This window comes from Cedecea sp. FDAARGOS_727, from assembly GCF_012273235.1.
GTDB classification, from domain to species: Bacteria; Pseudomonadota; Gammaproteobacteria; order Enterobacterales; family Enterobacteriaceae; genus Cedecea; species Cedecea davisae.
The window spans coordinates 3,300,166-3,322,892 of sequence record NZ_CP050966.1; the positions used below are offsets into that span (position 1 = coordinate 3,300,166).

At 54.5% G+C, this 22,727-nt stretch carries 17 protein-coding genes and 1 tRNA gene; 10 read left to right on the forward strand and 8 right to left on the reverse strand.

Going from position 1 to position 22,727, the window contains the following annotated elements; all coding sequences use genetic code 11:
- The first annotated feature begins 50 nt into the window (after window positions 1-50).
- The gene (rcsC, locus tag FOC35_RS15620) at window positions 51-2,903 is read left to right on the forward strand and encodes a two-component system sensor histidine kinase RcsC (protein WP_172569406.1); all 2,853 of its coding nucleotides are present in this window, start codon (window positions 51-53) and stop codon (window positions 2,901-2,903) included.
- Between the two features lie 75 nt (window positions 2,904-2,978).
- On the opposite strand, the gene rcsB is transcribed toward rcsC, so the two are convergent.
- Together rcsB and rcsD are read right to left on the reverse strand one after the other, a co-directional pair.
- Window positions 2,979-3,629 (reverse strand): response regulator transcription factor RcsB, encoded by a 651-nt coding sequence (rcsB, locus tag FOC35_RS15625; RefSeq protein WP_016537399.1) that lies wholly within the window; start codon window positions 3,627-3,629, stop codon window positions 2,979-2,981.
- Between the two features lie 16 nt (window positions 3,630-3,645).
- Window positions 3,646-6,306, reverse strand: coding sequence for a phosphotransferase RcsD (gene rcsD / locus FOC35_RS15630; RefSeq protein ID WP_172569407.1), 2,661 nt, complete (start codon window positions 6,304-6,306; stop codon window positions 3,646-3,648).
- 849 nt (window positions 6,307-7,155) lie between these two features.
- Here rcsD and FOC35_RS15635 point away from each other — a divergent pair.
- From FOC35_RS15635 to mgtE, 6 genes are all read left to right on the forward strand, one after another.
- Entirely contained in the window at window positions 7,156-8,250 is a 1,095-nt protein-coding gene (locus tag FOC35_RS15635) for a porin OmpC (protein WP_016537396.1), read from the forward strand.
- A gap of 133 nt (window positions 8,251-8,383) precedes the next feature.
- A complete protein-coding gene (apbE, locus tag FOC35_RS15640; protein ID WP_172569408.1) occupies window positions 8,384-9,430 on the forward strand; it encodes an FAD:protein FMN transferase ApbE in 1,047 nt (348 codons plus the stop codon).
- A 76-nt stretch (window positions 9,431-9,506) separates the two neighbouring features.
- Window positions 9,507-10,577 (forward strand): bifunctional DNA-binding transcriptional regulator/O6-methylguanine-DNA methyltransferase Ada, encoded by a 1,071-nt coding sequence (gene ada / locus FOC35_RS15645; protein WP_172569409.1) that lies wholly within the window; start codon window positions 9,507-9,509, stop codon window positions 10,575-10,577.
- Window positions 10,577-11,218, forward strand: a complete 642-nt coding sequence (gene alkB, locus FOC35_RS15650; protein WP_172569410.1) for a DNA oxidative demethylase AlkB — start codon at window positions 10,577-10,579, stop codon at window positions 11,216-11,218. The genes ada and alkB overlap by 1 nt, the downstream gene beginning before the upstream one ends.
- Before the next feature lie 83 nt (window positions 11,219-11,301).
- Complete coding sequence (locus tag FOC35_RS15655; RefSeq protein WP_172569411.1) at window positions 11,302-12,948, forward strand: multidrug ABC transporter permease/ATP-binding protein; 1,647 nt, start codon at window positions 11,302-11,304, stop codon at window positions 12,946-12,948.
- Between the two features lie 110 nt (window positions 12,949-13,058).
- Window positions 13,059-14,486 (forward strand): magnesium transporter, encoded by a 1,428-nt coding sequence (mgtE, locus tag FOC35_RS15660; protein WP_016537391.1) that lies wholly within the window; start codon window positions 13,059-13,061, stop codon window positions 14,484-14,486.
- Window positions 14,487-14,550: 64 nt separating this feature from the next.
- Here the strand turns inward: mgtE and FOC35_RS15665 are convergent.
- From FOC35_RS15665 to FOC35_RS15675, 3 genes are all read right to left on the reverse strand, one after another.
- A tRNA-Pro gene (locus FOC35_RS15665) sits at window positions 14,551-14,627 on the reverse strand.
- Window positions 14,628-14,703: 76 nt separating this feature from the next.
- Window positions 14,704-16,467, reverse strand: a complete 1,764-nt coding sequence (gene yejM / locus FOC35_RS15670; protein WP_172569412.1) for an LPS biosynthesis-modulating metalloenzyme YejM — start codon at window positions 16,465-16,467, stop codon at window positions 14,704-14,706.
- Between the two features lie 19 nt (window positions 16,468-16,486).
- Window positions 16,487-16,714, reverse strand: a complete 228-nt coding sequence (locus FOC35_RS15675; RefSeq protein WP_016537389.1) for a YejL family protein — start codon at window positions 16,712-16,714, stop codon at window positions 16,487-16,489.
- 135 nt (window positions 16,715-16,849) lie between these two features.
- On the opposite strand from FOC35_RS15675, the gene yejK reads away from it, so the two are divergent.
- Complete coding sequence (gene yejK, locus FOC35_RS15680) at window positions 16,850-17,857, forward strand: nucleoid-associated protein YejK (protein ID WP_016537388.1); 1,008 nt, start codon at window positions 16,850-16,852, stop codon at window positions 17,855-17,857.
- A 16-nt stretch (window positions 17,858-17,873) separates the two neighbouring features.
- On the opposite strand, the gene FOC35_RS15685 is transcribed toward yejK, so the two are convergent.
- From FOC35_RS15685 to FOC35_RS15695, 3 genes are all read right to left on the reverse strand, one after another.
- Window positions 17,874-18,317, reverse strand: a complete 444-nt coding sequence (locus FOC35_RS15685; protein WP_254065295.1) for a DOPA 4,5-dioxygenase family protein — start codon at window positions 18,315-18,317, stop codon at window positions 17,874-17,876.
- Between the two features lie 99 nt (window positions 18,318-18,416).
- Window positions 18,417-18,701: a 50S ribosomal protein L25 gene (rplY, locus tag FOC35_RS15690; RefSeq protein WP_016537386.1), complete on the reverse strand. Its 285-nt coding sequence runs from the start codon at window positions 18,699-18,701 to the stop codon at window positions 18,417-18,419.
- 127 nt (window positions 18,702-18,828) lie between these two features.
- Complete coding sequence (locus FOC35_RS15695; RefSeq protein WP_172569414.1) at window positions 18,829-20,589, reverse strand: DEAD/DEAH box helicase; 1,761 nt, start codon at window positions 20,587-20,589, stop codon at window positions 18,829-18,831.
- 197 nt (window positions 20,590-20,786) lie between these two features.
- Between FOC35_RS15695 and rsuA the strand changes: the two genes are divergently transcribed.
- Window positions 20,787-21,488, forward strand: a complete 702-nt coding sequence (rsuA, locus tag FOC35_RS15700) for a 16S rRNA pseudouridine(516) synthase RsuA (RefSeq protein WP_016537384.1) — start codon at window positions 20,787-20,789, stop codon at window positions 21,486-21,488.
- Window positions 21,489-21,505: 17 nt separating this feature from the next.
- Window positions 21,506-22,702: a Bcr/CflA family multidrug efflux MFS transporter gene (locus tag FOC35_RS15705; protein ID WP_039898491.1), complete on the forward strand. Its 1,197-nt coding sequence runs from the start codon at window positions 21,506-21,508 to the stop codon at window positions 22,700-22,702.
- The last annotated feature ends 25 nt before the right edge of the window (window positions 22,703-22,727 follow it).

Below are 22,727 nucleotides of genomic sequence, written 5' to 3' on the forward strand. Positions count from 1 at the left end.
TACCTTAAGCGCATCTCAATTTATTCGCTCTCGCACCGCCCAGGCCAAATTTGAAATATCTCGTCTCTTTTCGCAGCACCCTTAAAATCTCGCGCTACCTTTTCAGGGCGCTGGCGCTTTTGCTCTGGCTGCTGATTGCGCTGTTTTCCGTGTTTTACATCGTCAACGCGCTGCACGATAAAGAGTCGGAAATTCGTCAGGAATTTAATATCAGCTTTGACCAGGCCCAGCGCTATATTCAGCGCACCTCGGATGTGGTGAAAGAGCTGAAGTATATTGCTGAAAACCGTCTCACCGCCCCGAATGGCGTACTGCCGCCGCTCGAGCAAAGCGAAACGAAGCCGGATGCGCCAACGTTTATGCCGCTGTTTCCTGACTCGGACTGCTCGGCGGTCAGCGCGACATGGCGTAGCTCGCTACAATCCCTGTCCTGGTTCCTGCGCTACTGGCGCGACAACTTCTCCGCCGCTTATGACCTGAACCGCGTATTTCTGATCGGGGGTGACAATCTTTGCATGGCTGATTTTGGCCTGCGCGATATGCCGCTGGAGCGCGAGAACGCGCTGAAAACGCTGCATGAGCGCATCATGAAGTACCGCACCGCACCGCAGGATGAGCGCGCCAACAGCATCTACTGGATTGGCCAGGGGCCGCGCCCCGGAATTGGCTATTTCTATACCCTGACGCCGGTTTACCTGGGCACGCGTCTTCAGGCGCTGCTGGGTATTGAGCAGACGGTGCGCATCGAGAACTTTATTACTCCCGGAACGCTGCCTATCGGCGTGACTATTCTTGATGAAAACGGCCATCCGCTGATTTCTCTGACCGGCCCGGAATCTCGCGTGGAACCGGAAAATCGCTGGATCCAGGATCGTTCATGGTTTGGCTACACCTCAGGCTTTAAAGCGCTGGTATTGAAGAAGAACCTGCCGCCTTCATCCCTGAGCGTTATCTATTCGGTGCCGGTTGACCTGGTGCTGGAACGTATCCGTATGCTTATTCTGAATGCGCTGCTGCTTAACGTATTGGTCGGCATTGTGCTGTTCACCCTGGCGAGGATGTACGAGCGACGGATATTTATTCCCGCCGAGAGCGACGCACAGCGGCTGGAAGAGCACGAGCAGTTTAACCGCAAAATTGTTGCCTCCGCGCCGGTGGGCATTTGTATTCTGCGCACCCAGGACGGCACCAATATTCTGAGTAACGAGCTGGCGCATAACTACCTCAATATGCTCACCCACGAAGACAGGCAGCGGCTGACGCAAATTATCTGCGGGCAGCAGGTGAACTTCGTGGACGTGCTGACCAGCAACCATACCAATCTGCAAATTAGCTTTGTTCACTCCCGCTACCGCAATGAAAACGTGGCTATCTGCGTGCTGGTGGACGTAAGCGCGCGCGTGAAGATGGAAGAGTCGTTGCAGGAGATGGCGCAGGCTTCCGAGCAGGCGAGCCAGTCGAAATCGATGTTCCTTGCCACCGTCAGCCACGAGTTACGTACGCCGCTGTACGGCATCATCGGCAACCTTGATTTGCTGCAAACCAAAGAGCTACCGAAGGGCGTGGACAGGCTGGTCACGGCGATGAACAATTCATCGAGCCTGCTGCTGAAAATTATCAGCGATATTCTCGACTTCTCTAAAATTGAGTCCGAGCAGCTGAAAATCGAGCCGCGCGAGTTTTCACCGCGCGAGGTGATGAGCCATATCACCGCTAACTATTTACCGCTAGTGGTGCGTAAACAGCTCGGACTTTACTGCTTTATCGACTCAGATGTGCCGCTGACATTGCAGGGCGACCCGATGCGCCTTCAGCAGGTTATTTCCAACCTGCTGAGCAACGCGATTAAGTTCACCGACATCGGCTGCATTATTCTGCACGTCTCGGTAAACGGCGACTATCTGAGCTTCCGCGTGCGTGATACCGGCGTCGGTATTCCGACCAAAGAGGTGACCCGGCTGTTCGATCCCTTCTTCCAGGTGGGAACCGGCGTGCAGCGTAACTTCCAGGGCACCGGACTGGGTCTGGCGATTTGTGAAAAGCTTATCAGCATGATGGACGGCGATATTTCGGTGGATACCGAATCGGGCATGGGCAGCCAGTTTACGGTGCGTATACCGCTTTATCAGGCGCAGTTTGCGCCGAAAAATAATGTTGAAGGGCTGGCGGGCAAGCGCTGCTGGCTGGCGGTACGCAACGATTATCTGAATAGCTATCTTGAAGCGCTGTTGACCGGCAATGGTCTCATGGCCCAGCGTTGGGCGGGTGAGACGCCGGGCAGCGACGATATCCTGATAACCGATGATACCCTTGATGCGCCGTGGGCCGGGCGGGCGGCGATTGTTTTCTGCCGTCGTCACATTGGTATTCCCGCCGAGTTTGAGCCGGGTCGCTGGGTGCATAGCGTTGCCGCTCCGCACGAGCTGCTGCCGCTGTTAGGCCGGATTTACAGTATTGATGTTGAGGTGCCGGGCAGTTTGCCGGCGCTCGCGGCGGTAAATGAAAGCGACGAGCAAAACGACGACATGATGATTCTGGTCGTGGACGATCACCCGATCAACCGCCGTCTGCTGGCAGATCAGCTGGGTTCTCTGGGGTATCAGTGTAAAACGGCGAACGACGGCGTTGATGCGCTAAATGTCCTGAGCAAAAATCATATCGATATCGTACTTAGCGACGTCAACATGCCGAACATGGACGGCTACCGTTTGACCCAGCGTATACGCCAGCTGGGGCTGACGCTGCCGGTAATTGGCGTCACGGCAAACGCCCTGGCGGAGGAGAAGCAGCGCTGCCTCGAGTCGGGCATGGACAGCTGCCTGTCGAAGCCGGTTACGCTGGATGTGATTAAACAAACGCTGGCGGTTTATGCCGCGCGGGTCCGCAGCTCGCGGGATGCGTGAAGTTTTCCTTAGTGATAAAAAAAACCCCCGTGATTAAACGGGGGCTTTTTCTTTCCGGGCCGGGTAGGGGAGTGCTTACTCCTTGTCCGCCGGGGTCAGGCTCACGGAAGAGAGATAGTTGAGCAGGGCGATATCGTTTTCCACGCCCAGCTTCATCATCGCCGACTTCTTCTGGCTGCTGATGGTTTTAATGCTGCGGTTAAGCTTGCGGGCAATCTCGGTGACGAGGAAGCCTTCGGCGAACAGGCGCAGAACCTCGCTCTCCTTCGGAGACAGGCGTTTGTCCCCGTAGCCGCCAGCGCTGATTTTTTCCAGCAGGCGTGAAACGCTCTCAGGGGTGAATTTCTTGCCTTTCTGCAACGCGGCCAGCGCTTTTGGCAGGTCGGTTGGTGCGCCCTGTTTCAGCACGATACCTTCGATATCCAGGTCCAGCACCGCGCTAAGGATAGCCGGGTTGTTGTTCATGGTCAGAACGATAATCGACAGGCTCGGGAAGTGGCGCTTGATGTATTTAATCAGCGTGATGCCGTCGCCGTATTTATCTCCCGGCATCGAGAGATCGGTAATAAGGACGTTGGCTTCAAGCTTCGGTAAGTTATTGATAAGTGCTGTGGAATCTTCAAATTCACCAACAACATTCACCCACTCGATCTGCTCGAGGGACTTACGAATGCCGAACAGAACAATCGGATGGTCGTCGGCAATAATTACGTTCATACTGTTCATGTAATAGGCTACCTTGCTACAGCAGACTTTTGACGTAAGCATCAATGTCGCTGATATATTTTTGTATGTTGGGAGCATCGCTCTCGCGAATATGATGCTCTAACGTTTCACATAATTGCTTGCCGGGTACCAAATTAAGCATCGCAAACACGCCCTTCAGGCGGTGAGCCGTCTGGGCCAGCGCGGCAAAGTCGCCCGCTGCAGATTCAGTATACAGTCTGCTTACATCTTCCGGTACCGTGTCGACAAACAGCGCGTAATAACCGCTGGCGTGTAGCTGAGCGTTTTCATCGCCGCCCAGAGGCGAGTCAGGTGTTTCTTCCTCCGCCAGTTGGTTTTCAATCAGTTGCAGAACGGCATCCTGCATGGCGTTACTGATATTAAAGTTCACCCTGAACTGGCCGGGAGCGATTTTCCGCATCCCGTTTTCATCATCGCTTAAAAGCAAGCCCGAAGCAGTAAGATTAGACGGATTATCAGTAAGGAAGATATCAAACTCTTGACTCGATAATCTTTCATCCGGGGAGATGCAGTTGGCCCCCCAGTTTTCCAGCATGCGGATTACGATACTGCGCACCTCGTTGGAGGTGATGTCGAGCATCGCTACCACGTCATCGAGCAGCTTCTCTTCCTGAGCTTCAGGCTGCGGTTCAGCGGCCATTCTGATGTGTAAATTATAGCGCGTACCAATATCCGGGCGCGTTTTGATATTCAGGTGGCCGCCCAGCTTGCGCGCCAGACGATCGCAAAGATAGAACGCCAGCCCGTTGGCCTGGCCGTAGCGATCTTCGCTGGTCTCGTTGAGGAACGGGAAGTGCAGGTTATCCACTTCACCGCCGCCTATTCCGCTGCCGGTATCCAGCACGCGGAACAGCAGGCGATCCGGTCCCGCTTCTTCTTCGCAGATCTCAAGCGTGATTTTGCCTATCTGCGTGGTGGTGACCGAATAGTGCAGCAGTAGTTCAAGGATCTTCCGCAGAACGTCCCTGTCACCGTGGCGTTTTTCATCGGCAGGCAGGTTGTTGTTTATCAGAAGCTGCAGCCCTTTGCGCTTGATAATAGGCAGCATGGAAAGCGCCACCTCGTCGATAAGCGCCTGAATGGCAAACTCGCCAGGGCTGCTTTTCCAGCTGTCAGCTTCCAGCATATTCAGCAACTGGATTTCATCCACCAGCCTCACGATGGTTTGAGCATCGTTGGCAAGTTGCAGGTGGGGGCTGTCGGCAATGCTGGCAGCATGCTCGGCGAGCTGTTTTGCCGGCAACTGTAGCGCTTCACCAATGTGCTGCATAAAGGCCGCGCGTCCCTGCTGGTTTTTCTCATACAGGCGCTGGGCCTGCTTGAGCTTCTTATTCACCAGAATTTCACGATCCTGATCGCGGATAACAAAAATCTGGGTGCGAGGAGCTATTTGGCTGCGGAACTGGCGAATCTCATACAATTCATTGTTCACCGTCGCCTGGATCACGCCCTGATGTTGATCCGCCATCGAAATAATGTTCTGCAAATTCAGATGCGGCAGCAGGTGGTCGGCAATTTTATTGCTAATAACGGTGCGGTTGGCATCCAGGTCATGAACCAGCAAACCCAGCGGAAGAATGGCGACAATCTCCTCATTCAGCGCGCGCAGGATCTGTAGCTCACCGTTGCCCTGATTACTCTCTGGCTGGCGCTGAGGCTGTTGGCGGAAGGTGGCAAAGCCGAATACGGCCAGCCCAAGCAGGGCAAGATTCAGCAGCAGCGGCATCAGAATATTTTGCAGCGTATCCATCATCAGCGTACCAAAAGGTACCTGCCACACCAGCTGAAGCTGGGTGGTCGCTACCGGAGCGGTAATTTCGATACGAGCGCTGTTAAAGTTGATGCTTACGCTATCCGGATCGTCCTTATCCGCTGCATTTGTTGCCGCGAGCTGGTGGTCGTCCGGCTCAAGTTGGAGGCTGTCCAGCGACATGGCCGGTGGGATAAGGTCATTAATAGGCAAATCAAAAGCGACGACCGTTGCCAGGTGGCCCGGCTGGTTGAAGGTGGTGCGCAGGGTGAAATAGTGGCCGTTCTGCCAGTTAAGCTTGCGCAGCGGCGAGAAGCTTTCCCGCTCATCCAGGGCATTGGCCTGTTGCAGCATCTCCGCGCGGCGCGAGTCAACGATGGTGCCCACGCCGGAATCTTTAAAGCCTGAAGAGAGGTCTTTTAGCGGCAGCGTGGAGACCAGGATCATGCTGTTGTCCTGGCCGTTGAGGTAATACATCGACCACGGGCTATTTTCCGCACCCCAAAGCGTATCCAGATAGCCGGAGATACGCTGGGTCATTTCCAGGGTGGAACTGTCGTGGGAGCCAAAAATCAGCGCCTCGGTCTTGCTGCGGGGCTTGTCGAGATAATAAACGTCCTGGCGCAGGCGCGTTTCCTGTAGCCCTTCACCGGAAGCGGCGGGTGCGGTGGCGATATTGTCGTAGATTTGCCAGGTAGCGTAGCGGTAGGTCTCTACTCGCTTATGTAACGCATGAGTGATATCGACAATCTGGTAGCTTTTATCTTTTAGCCAGGCGTTAACGGCGCTTTGCACCAGCACGCCCATCGCCACCAGCAGAACGACTATCAGCAGTAAAAAGAAGCGTGTGATGTTGCCGGGAAACAGCGAAAACTTATTTAGCGAAGTAGTCTCAGACTGGCTCATTATATGTATGCAACCCGGCGAAACCTCGCCAATCCAGGATTATAGAACGCCAACCGAAAGGGGAGGCGGTGTAGCCTTTGCGCCTTCACGCATGCCGACATTAAGAATACCTTTATCTGGCGGTGACGTCATCGTTACTGTTGGCAGCCTGACGCAGTATAGGGGGTTCCGGCGAGTTTTTCAGGTGACTGATTATTAGGAAAAATCCTTAAATAAGCTTTCTCGCAAAAATGACGCAGGATATTTGTACAGCTGCTCGGGAAGTGTACAGATAATTTTTCCGTACATCGGCATCACCCTAAAATTTCTACTTTAAGAAAAATCCGTATCCACAATGAAATAGGGAGAAAAAGAGCAGATTGATTGATTAACAGACGTTATAAATTGCGTGGATAGCACACGGATATTAAAGTTGTGTAAAGGAAGGTAAAAAAAAACCGGATGCGGGCATCCGGTACTAATAGGGGTAAACGGACATTCAGATTCGAATGACGGTAATAAATAAAGTTAATGATGATAGCGAGAGTGATTTTATATCCGAATGTGGGAAAAAAATTATCATTCAGTGCTACTTTTTTAATTTGCTCGTAACGCATTGTTTTTAATCGACTGTCGTTATTTTTTGATTATTCGTGCTTATATTATTAGCTATTCGTGCTGAAAAAAGTTCCCTTGCATTTACATTTTGATACATCTATATGGCTAAATGAAACATCTATATAGTTTTCGTATCATATTCTTGTTGGATTAATCGGTGTTTGTTTTGGACAATGAATTTGCCGACTGATTAGAGGGTTAATCAGTAAGCAGTGGTAAATAAAATAAGGCATATAACAGAGGGTTAATAAGATGAAAGTTAAAGCACTATCCCTTCTGGTACCGGCTCTGCTGGTAGCAGGCGCTGCAAATGCAGCCGAAATTTATAACAAAGACGGCAATAAATTAGACCTCTACGGTAAAGTAGACGGTCTGCATTATTTCTCCAATGACAAAGGCTCTGACGGCGACAAAACTTACGTTCGTTTCGGCTTCAAGGGCGAAACCCAAATCAATGACCAACTGACCGGTTACGGCCAGTGGGAATACAACGTTCAGGCAAACAAAGAAGAAGGCGCAAGCGATCAGGCGTGGACTCGTTTGGCATTTGCTGGTCTGAAATTTGGCGATGCAGGTTCCTTCGACTACGGTCGTAACTACGGCGTTGTTTACGACGTAACTTCCTGGACCGACGTGCTGCCAGAATTCGGTGGCGATACCTACGGTGCGGACAACTTCCTGCAGTCTCGTGCTAACGGCGTTGCAACCTACCGTAACACCGACTTCTTCGGTCTGGTTGATGGCCTGAACTTTGCTCTGCAGTATCAGGGTAAAAACGGTAGCCAGTCTGGCGAAGCTAAACAAGATGGCGGCCGTAGCATTGTAAATCAGAACGGTGACGGCTTCGGCGGCTCCCTGACTTATGCTCTGGGCGAAGGCTTCAGCGTAGGTTCTGCTGTTTCCAGCTCTAAACGTACCAGCGATCAGAACGGCGTTGGCGTACTGGGTCACGGTGATGACGCAACTACCTACACCGGTGGCCTGAAATATGATGCCAACAACATCTACCTGGCTACTCAGTACACTCAGAGCTACAACGCAACCGCAATCAACAAATCTGGCTTCGCTAACAAAGCTCAGAACTTCGAAGTTGTTGCTCAGTACCAGTTCGACTTCGGCCTGCGTCCATCCATCGCTTACCTGCAGTCTAAAGGTAAGAACATCGAAGGTTACGGCAGCCAGGATATCCTGAAATATGTTGATGTTGGCGCGACTTACTACTTCAACAAAAACATGTCCACCTACGTTGACTACAAAATCAACCTGCTGGACAAAAATGACTTCACTAAAGCAACCGGCATCACTACTGATGACGTTGTGGGTGTAGGCCTGGTTTACCAGTTCTAATCCACGCGATTGTGAATCTAAGGCGCCGAAAGGCGCCTTTTTTATGTCTGAAACCTCAATGAATAGCCGCCCGGTTCACCTGATTTTTCCTTTTGTTGTACTCTTGCACTCCCGAAACAGGAGAGAAAACACCATGGATTTACGCATTATTCGTCGCGGCTGGTTTGCCGTGGCTCTTTTAGCCCTCGTCGGCTGTGATAACCAGCAAAACGACGCTGCGAACGGGCTGGTGCTGGAAGGTAAAACCATGGGGACTTACTGGCGGGTCAGCCTGGCCGGGGTGGATAAAGCTCAGCAAGCGCAGCTTAAAGACAAAATTCAGGCTCAGCTTGACGGTGATGACTGGCTGATGTCGACCTGGAAAAAAGAGTCGGCGTTGTCGCTTTTTAACCAGTCGGCCAGCACAGAGCCTTACCCGGTGAGCGAGGCGATGAGCGATATCATTACTATGGCGCTGCGTATTGGAGCAAAGACCGATGGCGCGATGGATATCACCGTTGGGCCGCTGGTCAACCTTTGGGGATTCGGGCCGGACAAACAGCCTCCGCATACGCCAAACCAGGCGCAAATAGACGCCGCGAAAGCGCTGACCGGGCTACAGCATCTGAAGGTGATTAACGCTTCCGGGAAGCAATGGTTACAAAAAGATCTGCCCGGCCTGTATGTCGATCTCTCGACCATCGGCGAAGGCTACGCGGCGGATCATCTTGCGCGCCTGATGGAGCAAAGCGGCATTAGTCGCTACCTTGTTTCAGTTGGGGGCGCTGTCACCACGCGCGGCACCAACCCGCAGGGGAAAGCATGGCGAGTGGCTATCCAGAAGCCGACGGATCGCGAGAATGCGGTACAGGCGATGGTGGATGTCAACGGTCACGGCATCAGCACATCCGGCAGCTATCGCAACTATTATGAGCTGGACGGGAAACGTATTTCACACATCATCAATCCGCAAACCGGGCGGCCAATCGAACATAAACTGGTGTCGGCAACGGTTATCGCGCCGACAGCAATGGAAGCAGACGGCTGGGATACCGGGCTGATGGTGCTGGGTGAGGAAAAGGCGAAACAGGTTGCTGAGAAAGAAGGGCTTGCGGTCTACCTTATCAGTAAAGAAGGCGACGGGTTCCGCAGCTGGATGTCGCCTCAGTTTAAAACCTTCCTGCTTAGCGAGAAAAATTAAAAAGCAAGAACGCGGGTTTTTCACCCGGCAAGCCAGTCCATGATGGTATCGTTACGATAAGCATGAGGTTACAGCCATGAAACAGCATAACGATTACATCACTCAACAGCAGCGCTGGCAGGCTGTAGAGGCACGCGACGCCGGGGCAGACGGCGAATTTGTTTTCGCCGTCAAAACCACCGGTATATTTTGCCGACCTTCCTGTAGCGCCCGCCGCCCGCTGCGTGAAAATACGGAATTTTTTAGTACCCCGGAGGCCGCACAAAACGCGGGCTTCCGTGCCTGTAAACGCTGCCAGCCGGGTAAACTGGCTCCTGAGCTTCAGCGCGTTGTGCGTATCGAGGAAGCCTGCCGTATTATTGAGGCCAGCGTCTCTCCGCTAACGCTGGATGAGCTGGCGGGGCGGGTCGCGATGAGCAGCTTCCATTTTCACCGGCTGTTTAAAAGCGTCACCGGCTTAACGCCAAACGCCTGGCAAAAAGCCCACCGGGCACGCCGCCTGCGCGAGGAGCTTGCCCAGGGCAAAGAGGTGACGCGCGCCATCTATGATGCAGGTTTTCAGTCCGGCAGCGCCTTTTATCACCAGGCCGATTCCGCGCTCGGCATGACCGCCAGCCAGTATCGCCGTGGTGGGGAGAGCGCCAGCATCCAGTTTGTGGTGGGCAGCTGTCGGCTGGGCGAGTTTCTGGTTGCAGAAAGCGAACGTGGAATTTGCGCTATCTTGCTGGGCGAAAGCCCCGAAGCGCTGATCCATGAACTTGAAGCCGAGTTTCCTCGCTCGCTGCTTACCGCTGGCGACGACAAATTTGCCGCCCGCGTGGCTCAGGTAGTGAGCTTTATTGAAGCACCAGAAACCGAATTTAACCTGCCGCTGGATATCCGCGGGACGGCGTTTCAACAGCAAGTCTGGCAGGCTCTGCGGGCTATCCCGCCAGGAGAGACGGTTAGCTATCGTGAATTAGCCGCCCGCATCGGCAGGCCTGGTGCAGTACGAGCGGTGGCCGGAGCCTGTGCGGCCAACACCCTGGCCATTGTCATTCCTTGCCATCGCGTTATTCGTAACGACGGCAGCCTCTCCGGCTACCGCTGGGGCGTGGAGCGTAAACGTCAACTGCTGGAAAACGAAGCGCAACGACAGGAGGAGTAATGCTGGACTTGTTTGCCGGGGATGAACCGTGGGAAGAGCCGCTGGCCGAGGGGGCGACAATTTTACGCCGTTTTGCGCGGGATGAAGCCGCTGCCCTGATGATGGAAATCCACAGCCTGGCGCAACAGGCACCGTTCCGCCATATGGTCACCCCCGGAGGGCATATTATGTCGGTTGCGATGACCAACTGCGGCAGCGTTGGCTGGAGCACCAATCAGCACGGCTACCTGTATTCTTCTAAGGACTCGCAGACCGGCCAGCCCTGGCCGCAGATCCCCGCAGCCTTCCGGGCGCTTTCAGACCGGGCTTCTCTTGCCGCGGGTTATCCCAACTTTGATCCGGATGCGTGTCTTATTAACCGTTACGCGCCCGGCACTAAACTGTCGCTGCATCAGGACAAGGATGAACCCAATCTCGGCCAGCCGATTGTCTCTGTCTCGCTCGGACTGCCTGCGGTATTTCAGTTTGGCGGCCTGCAGCGGAGCGACCCGCTCAAACGCGTCTTGCTGGAGCACGGTGATGTCGTGGTATGGGGCGGTGCTTCCCGGCTTTTTTACCACGGTATTTTGCCGCTCAAACCCGGTTTCCATCCCTTGACGGATGCCTTCCGCTACAACCTGACCTTCCGTAAAGCCTCATAAGACAAATAAAAATAAGAATTATTCTTGATGTGACCGGCGAGCTGTTTAAACTGCTCGCTGTTTTGTTTTGTAGGTGTGGAACGATGGAACTGCTACGTGTGGTCTACCGCCAGTATCGCTGGCCTTTTATGATGGTTATGGCGCTCAGCCTGGTAAGCGCGGCGCTTGGCATCGGTCTTATCGCCTTCATTAATCAGCGTCTGATTGAAACGCCCGATATTTCTTTGTCGGTACTGCCTGAATTTCTTGGCTTACTGCTGCTGTTAATGGTGGTAACGCTCGGCTCGCAGCTGGCTTTAACCACGCTCGGCCACCATTTTGTTTTCCGCCTGCGTAGCGAATTTATAAAACGCCTGATGGACACCGACGTTGAACGCGTTGAGCAACTCGGTAGCTCGGCGCTGCTGGCGGGCTTAACCAGCGACGTGCGCAATATTACTATTGCCTTTGTGCGCCTGCCGGAACTGGTTCAAGGCATTATCCTGGCTATTGGCTCGGCGGCCTATCTTGCCTGGCTGTCGCCTAAAATGCTGGGGGTGACGACCGTCTGGCTGGTGGTCACCATTGTTGGTGGCTACCTGCTGGTATCCCGCGTTTATAAGCACATGGCGCAGCTGCGTGAGATAGAAGACAAGCTATATAACGACTATCAAACCGTGATAGAAGGGCGCAAGGAGCTGGCGCTGAACCGCGAACGCGCCGAGCGGGTCTATGAAGATACCTACACGCCTCATGCGGCAGAATACCGCAGCCATATTATCCGCGCCGATACCTTCCACCTCAGCGCGGTCAACTGGTCAAATATCATGATGCTGGGCGCTATTGGCCTGGTGTTTTACATGGCAAACAGTCTTGGCTGGTCAGACACCAACGTGGCGGCGACTTTCTCTTTAACGCTGTTGTTCCTGCGCACGCCGCTGCTTTCTGCCGTCGGCGCTTTGCCTACGCTACTCAGCGCGCAGGTTGCTTTCAACAAGCTGAATAAATTCCATCTGGCCCCATACGATGAAGCCTTCCCGCGCTCGAAAGAAGCAGAAAGCTGGCAACAGCTGGAAATGCGTGAGGTGGTTTTCCAGTACGGCGATAATAATTTCAGCGTTGGCCCGATTAACCTCACGATAAAACGCGGCGAACTGCTGTTCCTTATTGGCGGTAACGGCAGCGGGAAATCTACCCTGGCAATGCTGCTAACCGGCCTCTATCAGCCGGTGAGCGGGGCGATTTATCTCGACGGTAAAAAAATTGATGCGGCGAACCAGAACGACTACCGCAAGCTGTTCTCGGCGGTGTTTACCGACGTATGGCTGTTTGACCGCCTACTGGGGCCGCAGGGCAGCGAGGCAAATCCGGGGCTGATTGCCACCTGGCTTGAACGCCTGAAGATGAATAATAAGCTGGAGCTGGGAAACGGCACCATCCTTAATCTGAAGCTGTCGAAAGGGCAGCGCAAGCGCGTGGCGCTGCTGCTTGCCCTGGCCGAAGAACGAGACATCATCCTGCTGGATGAGTGGGCTGCCGATCAGGACCCGCATTTCCGTCGCGAATTCTATCAGGTGCTGCTGCCGCTGATGCAGCAAATGGGCAAAACCGTGTTCGCCATCAGCCACGATGACCATTACTTTATTCACGCCGACCGCTTGCTGGAGATGCGTCAGGGGCAGCTTAGCGAGCTTACCGGCCATGAGCGTGAGCAAGCCTCGCGGGACGCGGTCGCAAGAACCGGCAATTGATTCAGCGCGGTTAAACAAAATAAAAAAACCAGTCATTCACGGCTGGTTTTTGTTTTCTTCATCTTCTCAGGCTATAAACTAACTCGTCGTTTCAAGGGAATAGTTTATTTATGACATCTACTCAGAAATACAGCACCAAAGAGCGTGACCTGGACCGCGCGCGCATTCTTCAACTCCTGCTAACTAATAAAGCCGTCGCCAGCGGCATTCTGGCTAAAGAACCCTTTGCCGAAACGCAAACCGCCGAACAGGATATCGCCGAGATAGTGACGCTGGTAGGGCGGCTGCCCGCGCCGGATCTCGCCGATGTCCTGGAAGCGCTGCCGACGGAAGAGCGTCAGGCGCTGTGGAGCCTGATAACCGAAGAGAGGCGCGGTAGCGTACTGGTGGAGGCCTCGGAAACGCTCTGGGATGACCTGATTGAAGATATGAGCGATAAAGCCCTGCTTAATGCGCTGCGCCCGCTGGATATCGACGATCAGATTTACCTTGCTCAATACCTCCCGCGTGACCTGGTGGGCCGCCTGCTGGCAACGTTGCCGCAAAATGAACGCACCCAGGTTCGCCGCATCCTGCACTATGATAAACATAGCGTCGGGGCGATCATGGACTTTGAAGTGATCACCGTGCGTCCCGACGTGACGCTGGAAGTAGTGCAGCGCTACCTGCGTATCCGCGGTAAAGTCCCTCAAAACACCGATAAACTCTTTGTCACCAGCCGGGATAAAACGCTATTAGGCGAGCTGGAATTGACGGCTATCCTGCTGCATCCTCCGCAGACGCCGGTGCTGAAGGTGATGGATGACAATCCGACCTGTTTTGCACCGGAAGACCATGATGAAAAGGCCGCTCGTACCTTTGAACGAGATGACTTGATCAGCGCCGCGGTAATCGACAGCACCGGCAAGCTGATGGGGCGCTTAACGGTCGACGAGATCGTTGACGTGGTTTACGAAGAGACCGACAGCGACCTGCGCCGCATGGGCGGCCTGAGCGCCGAAGAGGATGTTTTTGCCCCGGTGAGCAAGGCCGTCAAAACCCGCTGGGCGTGGCTGGCAATAAACCTGTGTACCGCTTTTGTCGCTTCCCGCGTGATTGGCCTGTTTGAGCATACGATTTCCCAACTGGTGGCGCTGGCCTCCCTGATGCCAATTGTTGCCGGTATCGGCGGAAACACCGGGAACCAAACTATTACGATGATCGTGCGGGCGCTTGCTTTGCAGCATATTCAGGCCGGGAACATCTCCTTCCTGATGCTGCGTGAGCTGGGCGTAGCGCTGATAAACGGCCTGGTTTGGGGCGGGGTAATGGGTTGCGTAACCTGGCTGCTGTATAACGATGCGGCGATGGGCGGCGTAATGACGCTGGCGATGATCCTCAACCTGCTGGTCGCCGCGCTAATGGGCGTGGTTATCCCGATGACGATGGCCAAACTCGGCAAAGATCCGGCGGTGGGTGCAAGCGTCATGATTACGGCAATTACCGACACCGGCGGGTTCTTTATCTTCCTCGGCCTGGCGACGCTGTTCCTGCTGTAATCCCGGTTTTCGGTTTTCAGACACAAAAAAACCAGCCGTAAGAGGCTGGTTTTAAATGTTTATTTGGTCGGCACGAGAGGATTTGAACCTCCGACCCCCGACACCCCATGACGGTGCGCTACCAGGCTGCGCTACGTGCCGACGCAGAAGACCAATACTACATTTTTCCGATTTGATTGCAAGGGAACCATACGCTAACTGTCTTATAAGTAAACAATTAGTTAGCGATGAAGCGCTTCTCATCGGTTAGCACCTGCAGCAGTAAATCAAGCTGCGGTTTGGTCTCTTCTATTCTCTGGCCTTTGAGATCGTACATCCGGTAGTTGCCGCTGTTGCTCAGCACCAGCGTCATTTCCGGGGTCGTCACGGCCAGAGTATTGTTGTCCGCACCAATCACCCAGTTATTGCGGCGGGTGGCGGCAAACAAATCTTCACCCTGAGAATACTCATAGGCTGGCGTTTTAACGTGCAGCAGGCGCTGCATCAGGGTGGTCATCACATCCTGGTGGTCGGTAAGCTTGCTGATGCTCTGAGCAGGCGTTCCCGGCCAGTGAATAACCAGCGGAACCTGAATACGCGAACGTGACCAGGCGAAAGAGTCGCGCTCATCGCCAAGCGGAATGCCGTGGCCAGCGGTAATAATGACCACGGTATTTTGCAGTTTTCCGGCTTCCTGTAGCGCATTCAGAACGCGTTTGACTTGGTCGTCAACGCTGCCAGCCGCACGCGAGTAGCGGCGCTCGAAGGCCTGCTGGTTGCCGCTGTTATCAACGTTGGTGCCGTTGAAGGCCACCCATGAGAACCAGCGGTTATCGTCAGAAGCGTACTGATTCAGCCAGTTAATCCACTGGGAGGCGGTCTGGCTGTCGGCCTGGCTTTTCGCCGGTCGCAGAGAAAAATCAGAGAGCAGGGCCTGGCGATACATGGATGAATCGAAACCATCCGAGGCAAACAGGCCGAGCTGGTAGCCCTGCTGATTCAGGCCGGTTATCAGTGCGGCAGGCGTGCGGGAGGAGAGCACGCCGTCCATATAAGCCGGGGAGATGCCGTAGAACAGGCCAAAGATACCGCTGTCGGTACTGTTCCCTGAACTCATATGTTGAGTGAAGCTGATATTGCTCCCGGCAAACTCGCTAAGCGCGGGCATATCTTTCGCTACGCTTTCGGCATTCAGCCCGTCGACGGTAATCAGCAGAACATTATTGCCGGTGCCCATATCGCGGAACTGCAAATTACTGAGCGGATACTGCACCGAAAGGGCTTCCGGGCTACCTTGCTCAACCAGGCGACGTTCGTATTCTTTTGCATCGAGCAGGCCGTGTTTTTCAAGAAAACGCCGCGCCGTCATCGGATAGGAGAGCGGCAGGTTCGCCCGCTGCATGGTAATCGGGCGGTAGAAGTTAGCGTCAGCCCAGATATACATCAGGTGGCTGCTAAAGAAGGAGATAAAGAACAGCGTCACGACCGGGCGCACGTATTTACGTCGGCGGCCAAGGCTGCGCAGCTTCTGCCAGCTCCAGGTCGCGAACAGCATCTCAATCAGTAAAATCACCGGCACGCTGATAAACATCAGCTGCCAGTCACGCGCCATCTCGCCCTGGTCGGGGTTTATCACCAACTCCCAGACGGTGGGGTTAAGGTGGAGATGGAAGCGAGTGAAAACTTCGCTGTCTATCAGTAATAGCGTCATGCCCGCCGTGGCAAGGGCCGCGCTGATAAACCGCAGCAGGCGCTGCGACATCACGATAAACGTTAGCGGGAATACCACCAGTAAATAGGTGGCAAAAACCAGAAAGCTAAAGTGCCCAACAACGCTCAGGTACGAGTAAACGCGCCCGGTGAGCGTTGTTGGCCAGTCGGCAATAAACAGATAGCGGCTACCCAGCAGCATGGCCAGCAGGATATTAAACAGGGCGAACCAGTGCCCCCAGCTGACCATCTGGGAAACTTTTTCGCGGTAGCGCTGACGGTTAGTCACCATAACTTGTTACGATAGTTCCTTAGTGGGCTTTATCTTCGCTCACCGAGGCTTGAAGCGCCTCAGCAAAGGAGCGAGCCAGAGGACGACGCTGAGCGGACGCCACGCTGGTATTAATCAGGTTGGTGACCATATTTCCCAGCACCATCAGGGAAAGATCGGTAGGCGCGTGGTGTTTTTCCAGCACGCCGGCCAGTTCGGTCAGCATCGCTTCAACTTGTTCGTCACTATAGCGGGATGTTTGTGGCATAAATTAAAAATCATTCGTCTTCGGGAAAGGGCGTTATCTTACCGTAGCAAGGACTTTTTTTCCGCATTTTTATCACGCTTGCGTCCCGCCATCGGCAGTGGTTGAATACCGCCCGGTCTTAAAGGAGAGTTTAACATGAGTCTGGATATCAACCAGATTGCCCTGCATCAACTGATTAAGCGCGACGAGCAGACGCTGGACGTTGTGCTGCGCGATTCACTGCTGGCAACCGACGGCGCCGTCGAAGATATGATGGCGGAGCTGCACCGCGTATACAGCGCAAAAAACAAAGCTTACGGCCTGTTTAGCGAAGAAAGCGAGCTGGCTGATGCCCTGCGTCTGCAACGTAAAGGCGATGAAGATTTCCTGGCATTTACCCGGGCTGCAACCGGCCGCCTGCGCGACGAGCTGGCGAAGTACCCGTTTGCCGACGGCGGCATCGTGCTGTTTTGCCATTACCGCTACCTGGCGGTTGAATACCTGCTGGTTGCGGTGCTGAACAACTTAAGCAGCATGCGCGTTAACGAAGAGCTGGATATCAGCGCTACTCATTATCTCGATATCAACCACGCGGATATCGTGGCGCGTATCGACTTAACCGAATGGGAAACCAATCCGGAATCGACCCGTTACCTGACCTTCCTTAAGGGAAGAGTAGGGCGCAAAGTGGCCGATTTCTTTATGGACTTCCTCGGCGCAAGCGAAGGGCTTAATGCCAAAGCGCAGAACAAAGGCCTGCTGCAGGCGCTGGACGATTTCACCAACGAAGCGCAGCTGGATAAAAGTGAGCGCCAGGCCGCGCGCCAGCAGGTTTACGCCTACTGCAACGAGCAGCTACAGGCGGGAGAGGAGATAGAACTGTCTTCCCTGGCCGACGAGCTGCCGTGGGCGGTGGACGATAAAAACTTCCAGCAGTTTACGGCCGACAAAGGCTATGAGCTGGAAGAGAGTTTCCCGGCCGACCGCAGCACCCTGCGCCAGCTGACAAAATATGCCGGTAGCGGCGGTGGGCTGACGATTAACTTCGACGCCATGCTGCTGGGTGAGCGTATTTTCTGGGATCCGGCGACCGATACCCTGACGATTAAAGGCACGCCGCCGAACCTGCGCGATCAGCTCCAGCGCCGCACTTCAAGTAAATAAACGCCAGAGCCTGTCGTTATGGAGCCACTGAAGGAGACGTATTGGGCGTCAGCGGTGGCTCCGGTTCTTCACGTTCGGGCAGGCGCTGCAAGTTGATGATATCGAGTTTTTGCCCCATCCACACTGCATGCTCAGTATGGTCAGCCCTCGGCTGGCCGCTATTGGGATGAAGCAGCACCGTCAGCCCGCGGCGGTTAAGCATCAGCCACGGCACAAAGCGTTCAAACTCATCGGGCGTAAACGCCACCTGGTACATCGGCATGGCATGAGGGCCGACCAGAACGTCGTGCCAGCGGCCAAGCAGAACGGAAAAGCGCAGAGCAATTTCTTCGCGCAGCGTTTCTGCCGCAAGCCGTTGCTGAGGGCCATCAAAATAGATATGAGCGTGATAGCTTTGTATCGTCTGGAGCGTTTGGATCGCCGTTTTTTCGACTGAAGTGGGGGGAGTTGGTTTCAACATGTCGCTCATCTCTGGGTGCCAGACCTTAATCAAATAATCCGTCACTCAAGATACAAAAAAACCCGCCGAAGCGGGTTTTTTTTCGATCTCAACTCGCGATTAAGCGCGAACGAAGTCGATGTGAGTCAGCTTTGGCTTGAACGGGTGACGCTGAACAGCCTGAACTTTAACTTTAACTTCTTTACCGTCGATAGACAGGGTCAGAACTTCTTCGTAGAAACCAGGCTTAGCCTGTTGGTTCATTACGGAGTCGTGATCCAGTTCGATGGAAACAGGAGCTTCCGCGCCACCATAAACGATAGCCGGGAACTTGTTTGCTGCACGCAGGCGGCGGCTCGCACCCTTGCCCTGCTCTTTACGTTCTACTGCTGGAATAGTAAACATTAACTGTTTCTCTCTTAAATACTCCTGCTACAGGCGACCCAGCAACAGGAAAGTTATCTGCGTTTGCGGATGCAAAAGCGGGCGGCATTATAGCTATATCTCGCTATGTCGGCAATGAAAAGTACCGCTAACCTCGTAATTCATTGGCCCGGCGGAAGCGCCCCTGGTAATCAAAGACCTTTTCACGCACGTTCCAGAACTGCCCCTTCTTCCTGGCGACCACGAAGTCCGGGTGGCGCAGCAATGCCTGCTGGGCCACAACGTCCGCCGCGTTTATCCAGCGTAGCGGCACGCCCGGCGCGCGGGAGTGCGGGCGAATAAACAGCTGCTCAAAGGCCATACGCTGGGCGGGCGTTTGCAGACGGAAGCGCTCGCTAACGTCCGCTCCCTCTTCGTCGTAATAGGTGATTTTTAGCCAGTCGCCTTTGGCATCTCCGCCGTGCTCAAGCGTCATCCCGCCGCAGCGTAGCACCAGCGCGTCTTTTAGCTTCAACGCCGCCTTCAGCATATCATCCGGGTCGACCAACACCTGCTCGCACTGGTGGCAGCGGCGGGCGGCTATATCGTTTTCCGCGTTGCAGTTCGGGCAGTTTTTGAAGCGGAACCGATAATCGCACTGTTCCCTCAGGCCATCGTCGTCCTCAAACCAGCCCTGACAGCGGCGGCCAAAATGTTCGATGAGGGTGCCGTCGGCGGTGGTTTTCCCCCAGAAAGTGTTGGCGAAGCCGCAGGAGGGGCAAAATACCTGCACCGGCACGTTGTCACTTTTACCTTTAGCGTTGCCCACTTCCGGGGTAAACAGGTCGTGAGGGTTTCCGGCATAGTCCAGAATCAGGCAATCAGTCTTGCCCGGCGCAAGACGTAGCCCGCGCCCGACTATCTGTTGGTAAAGGCTAACTGACTCGGTAGGGCGAAGAATAGCTATCAGGTCGACATGCGGGGCGTCAAAGCCGGTGGTCAGCACCGCGACGTTGACCAGAAAGCGGAATTGCTGATTTTTAAACGCTTCAATCAGCGTGTCACGCGCCGGGCCGGGGGTATCTGCGGTAATCAGCGCCGCATCGCTGGAGGGCAGCAGGGCGGTAATCTCTTTAGCGTGCTCAACCGTCGCGGCGAAGATCATCGCTCCTTTACGCTCTGCGGCAAACTCGACAATCTGGCTGATGATATACGGCGTAATGCGCTTTTGCTGTTTCAGCTCGCGGTTCAGGTCCGCCTCGCTAAACAGCCCGTTCGGCTGCGCCTGTAAGCGGCTGAAATCATACTGCACCACCGGCATGTCCAGCCTTTCCGGCGGCGTAAGGTAGCCGTGTTTGATCATATAGCGCAGCGGCAGCTCGTAGATACAGTCCCGAAACAGCGCTTTCTCGTCGCCGCGCACCATGCCGTGATAATGAAACTGGTAAATCCAGCCCTTACCGAGCCGGTAGGGCGTGGCGGTAAGCCCGAGCAGCCTCAGTTTCGGGTTGTTGGCGCGCAGATGAATGAGGATTTGCTGATACTGACTTTCATCGCTGTCGCCAATTCTGTGGCACTCGTCAACAATCAGCAGCGAAAATTCACCGTGAAACTGTTCGAGATTGCGGGCAACGGACTGAACGCTGCCGAACACCACTTTTCCCTGGCTCTCTTTACGTTGCAGGCCAGCGGCAAAAATATCGGCTTCCAGCCCCAGAGCACAATATTTTGCGTGGTTCTGAGCCACCAGTTCCTTAACGTGAGCAAGTACCAACACGCGCCCGCGAGCCAGCCGGGCCAGTTCTGCAATCACCAGGCTTTTGCCCGCGCCGGTCGGCAGCACGATAACGGCTGGTTCAGGATGTTTGCGGAAGTAGCTAAGGGTGGCGTCCACCGCTTCTTGCTGGTAAGGGCGTAAAGTAAAAGACATGCGGGTTCAGGTTTATCAATATCGTTATTAAATGACTGCAACGATTATGCCATAACGCACGCTTTTACCTTGAGAGAGTTTTTGATGTCGCTATACTGGCAAACTAATTATCAGGCAAACCAATTTTCACCTGAATTTGGGCGTCAGGCCCTGTCGCCAACTTGCTGGCGGCACCTTCTTGAACAGGCAATACATTAATGCGACTCGATAAATTTATCTCTCAGCAGCTCGGCGTCAGCCGCGCTATCGCCGGCCGTGAAATTCGCGCAAGCCGCATCACCATTGACGGTGAAGTAGTACGCGATGCCTCCTTTAAACTGAAGCCGGAGCATCAGGTTGAATTCGACGGCAACCCGCTTATCCAGCAAAATGGCCCGCGCTATTTCATGCTGAATAAGCCGCAGGGTTACGTCTGCTCCACCGATGACCCGGATCATCCGACGGTGCTTTACTTCCTCGACGTGCCGGTTGCCCACAAGCTGCATGCCGCAGGGCGTCTCGATATTGATACCACGGGCCTGGTGTTGATGACCGACGATGGTCAGTGGTCACACCGTATTACCTCCCCGCGCCACCATTGCGAAAAAACCTATCTGGTGATGCTGGAGTCGCCGGTGGAAGAGGGCACTGCGGAGCACTTTGCGAAGGGCGTTCAATTGCATAATGAAGAACACCTGACCAAACCTGCGGTGCTGGAAGTTATCTCCCCGCTGGAAGTGCGCTTGACCATCAGCGAAGGCCGCTACCACCAGGTGAAACGTATGTTCGCCGCGGTCGGTAACCGCGTTGTTGGCCTGCATCGCGAGCGCATCGGCGAGATAGTGCTGGATCCAGAACTGGAACCAGGCGAATACCGCCCATTGACCGAGCAGGAAATTGCCAGCGTTGGCATGCCCTAAAAATCCCGGAGTCACTCTTGAGTCGTAAACAGAACTCTTCTGTCGGAATCGTGGTTATCCTTGGCCTGCTGGCGATGTTAATGCCGCTGTCCATCGACATGTATTTACCGGCGTTGCCGATGATTGCCCAGGGCTTTGGTGTTCAGGCGGGCAGCGCGCAAATGACCCTCAGCACGTATATTCTGGGCTTTGCTATCGGGCAGATTTTCTATGGGCCAATGGCCGACAGCCTCGGGCGTAAGCCGGTGGTGCTCGGCGGGACGCTGGTGTTTGCCGTGGCGGCAATCGCCTGCGCGCTATCGCAAACCATCGACCAGCTTATCGCCATGCGCTTCCTTCACGGGCTGGCTGCCGCGGCGGCCAGCGTGGTGATTAATGCCCTGATGCGCGATATCTACCCGAAGGAAGAGTTCTCGCGGATGATGTCATTCGTGATGCTGATAACCACCATTGCGCCACTGGTGGCGCCGATGGTCGGCGGCGCGGTGCTGGTGTGGTTCAGCTGGCATGCTATCTTCTGGATACTGGCGGCGGCAGCGCTGCTGGCATCGGCCATGATCTTCTTCTTTATTCATGAAACGCTGGCACCCGAGATGCGGCAGAAATTCCATCTGCGCACCACTATCGGCAACTTTGCTACGCTGTTTCGCCACAAGCGGGTGCTCAGCTATATGCTGGCCAGCGGCTTTAGCTTTGCCGGAATGTTTTCGTTCCTCAGCGCCGGGCCGTTTGTTTATATCGAGCTTAACCACGTTTCACCCCAGCACTTCGGCTACTACTTTGCGCTGAACGTGGTGTTCCTGTTCGTTATGACCATGATTAACAGCCGCTTTGTGCGCCGCATCGGGGCGATAAACATGTTCCGAATCGGGCTGTATATCCAGTTTACGATGGCGGTCTGGCTGGTGGTAAGCAGCCAGCTAAACTTTGGTTTTTGGGCGATGGTGCTGGGCGTGGCGATATTTATCAGCTGCGTTTCGCTGGTTTCCTCAAACGCGATGGCGGTCATTCTTGACGAGTTTCCGCATATGGCGGGCACGGCTTCTTCGCTGGCGGGAACCTTCCGTTTCGGTATCGGTGCCCTGACCGGCGCACTGCTGTCGGTGGCGACCTTTAATACCGCATGGCCGATGATCTGGTCTATTGCCGTCTGCGCTACCTGTTCGGTGCTGTTCTATTTCTACGCCAGCAGGGCGCGCCACTCTCAGGCATAAAACAGGCGAGCATTTCGGATGCGAA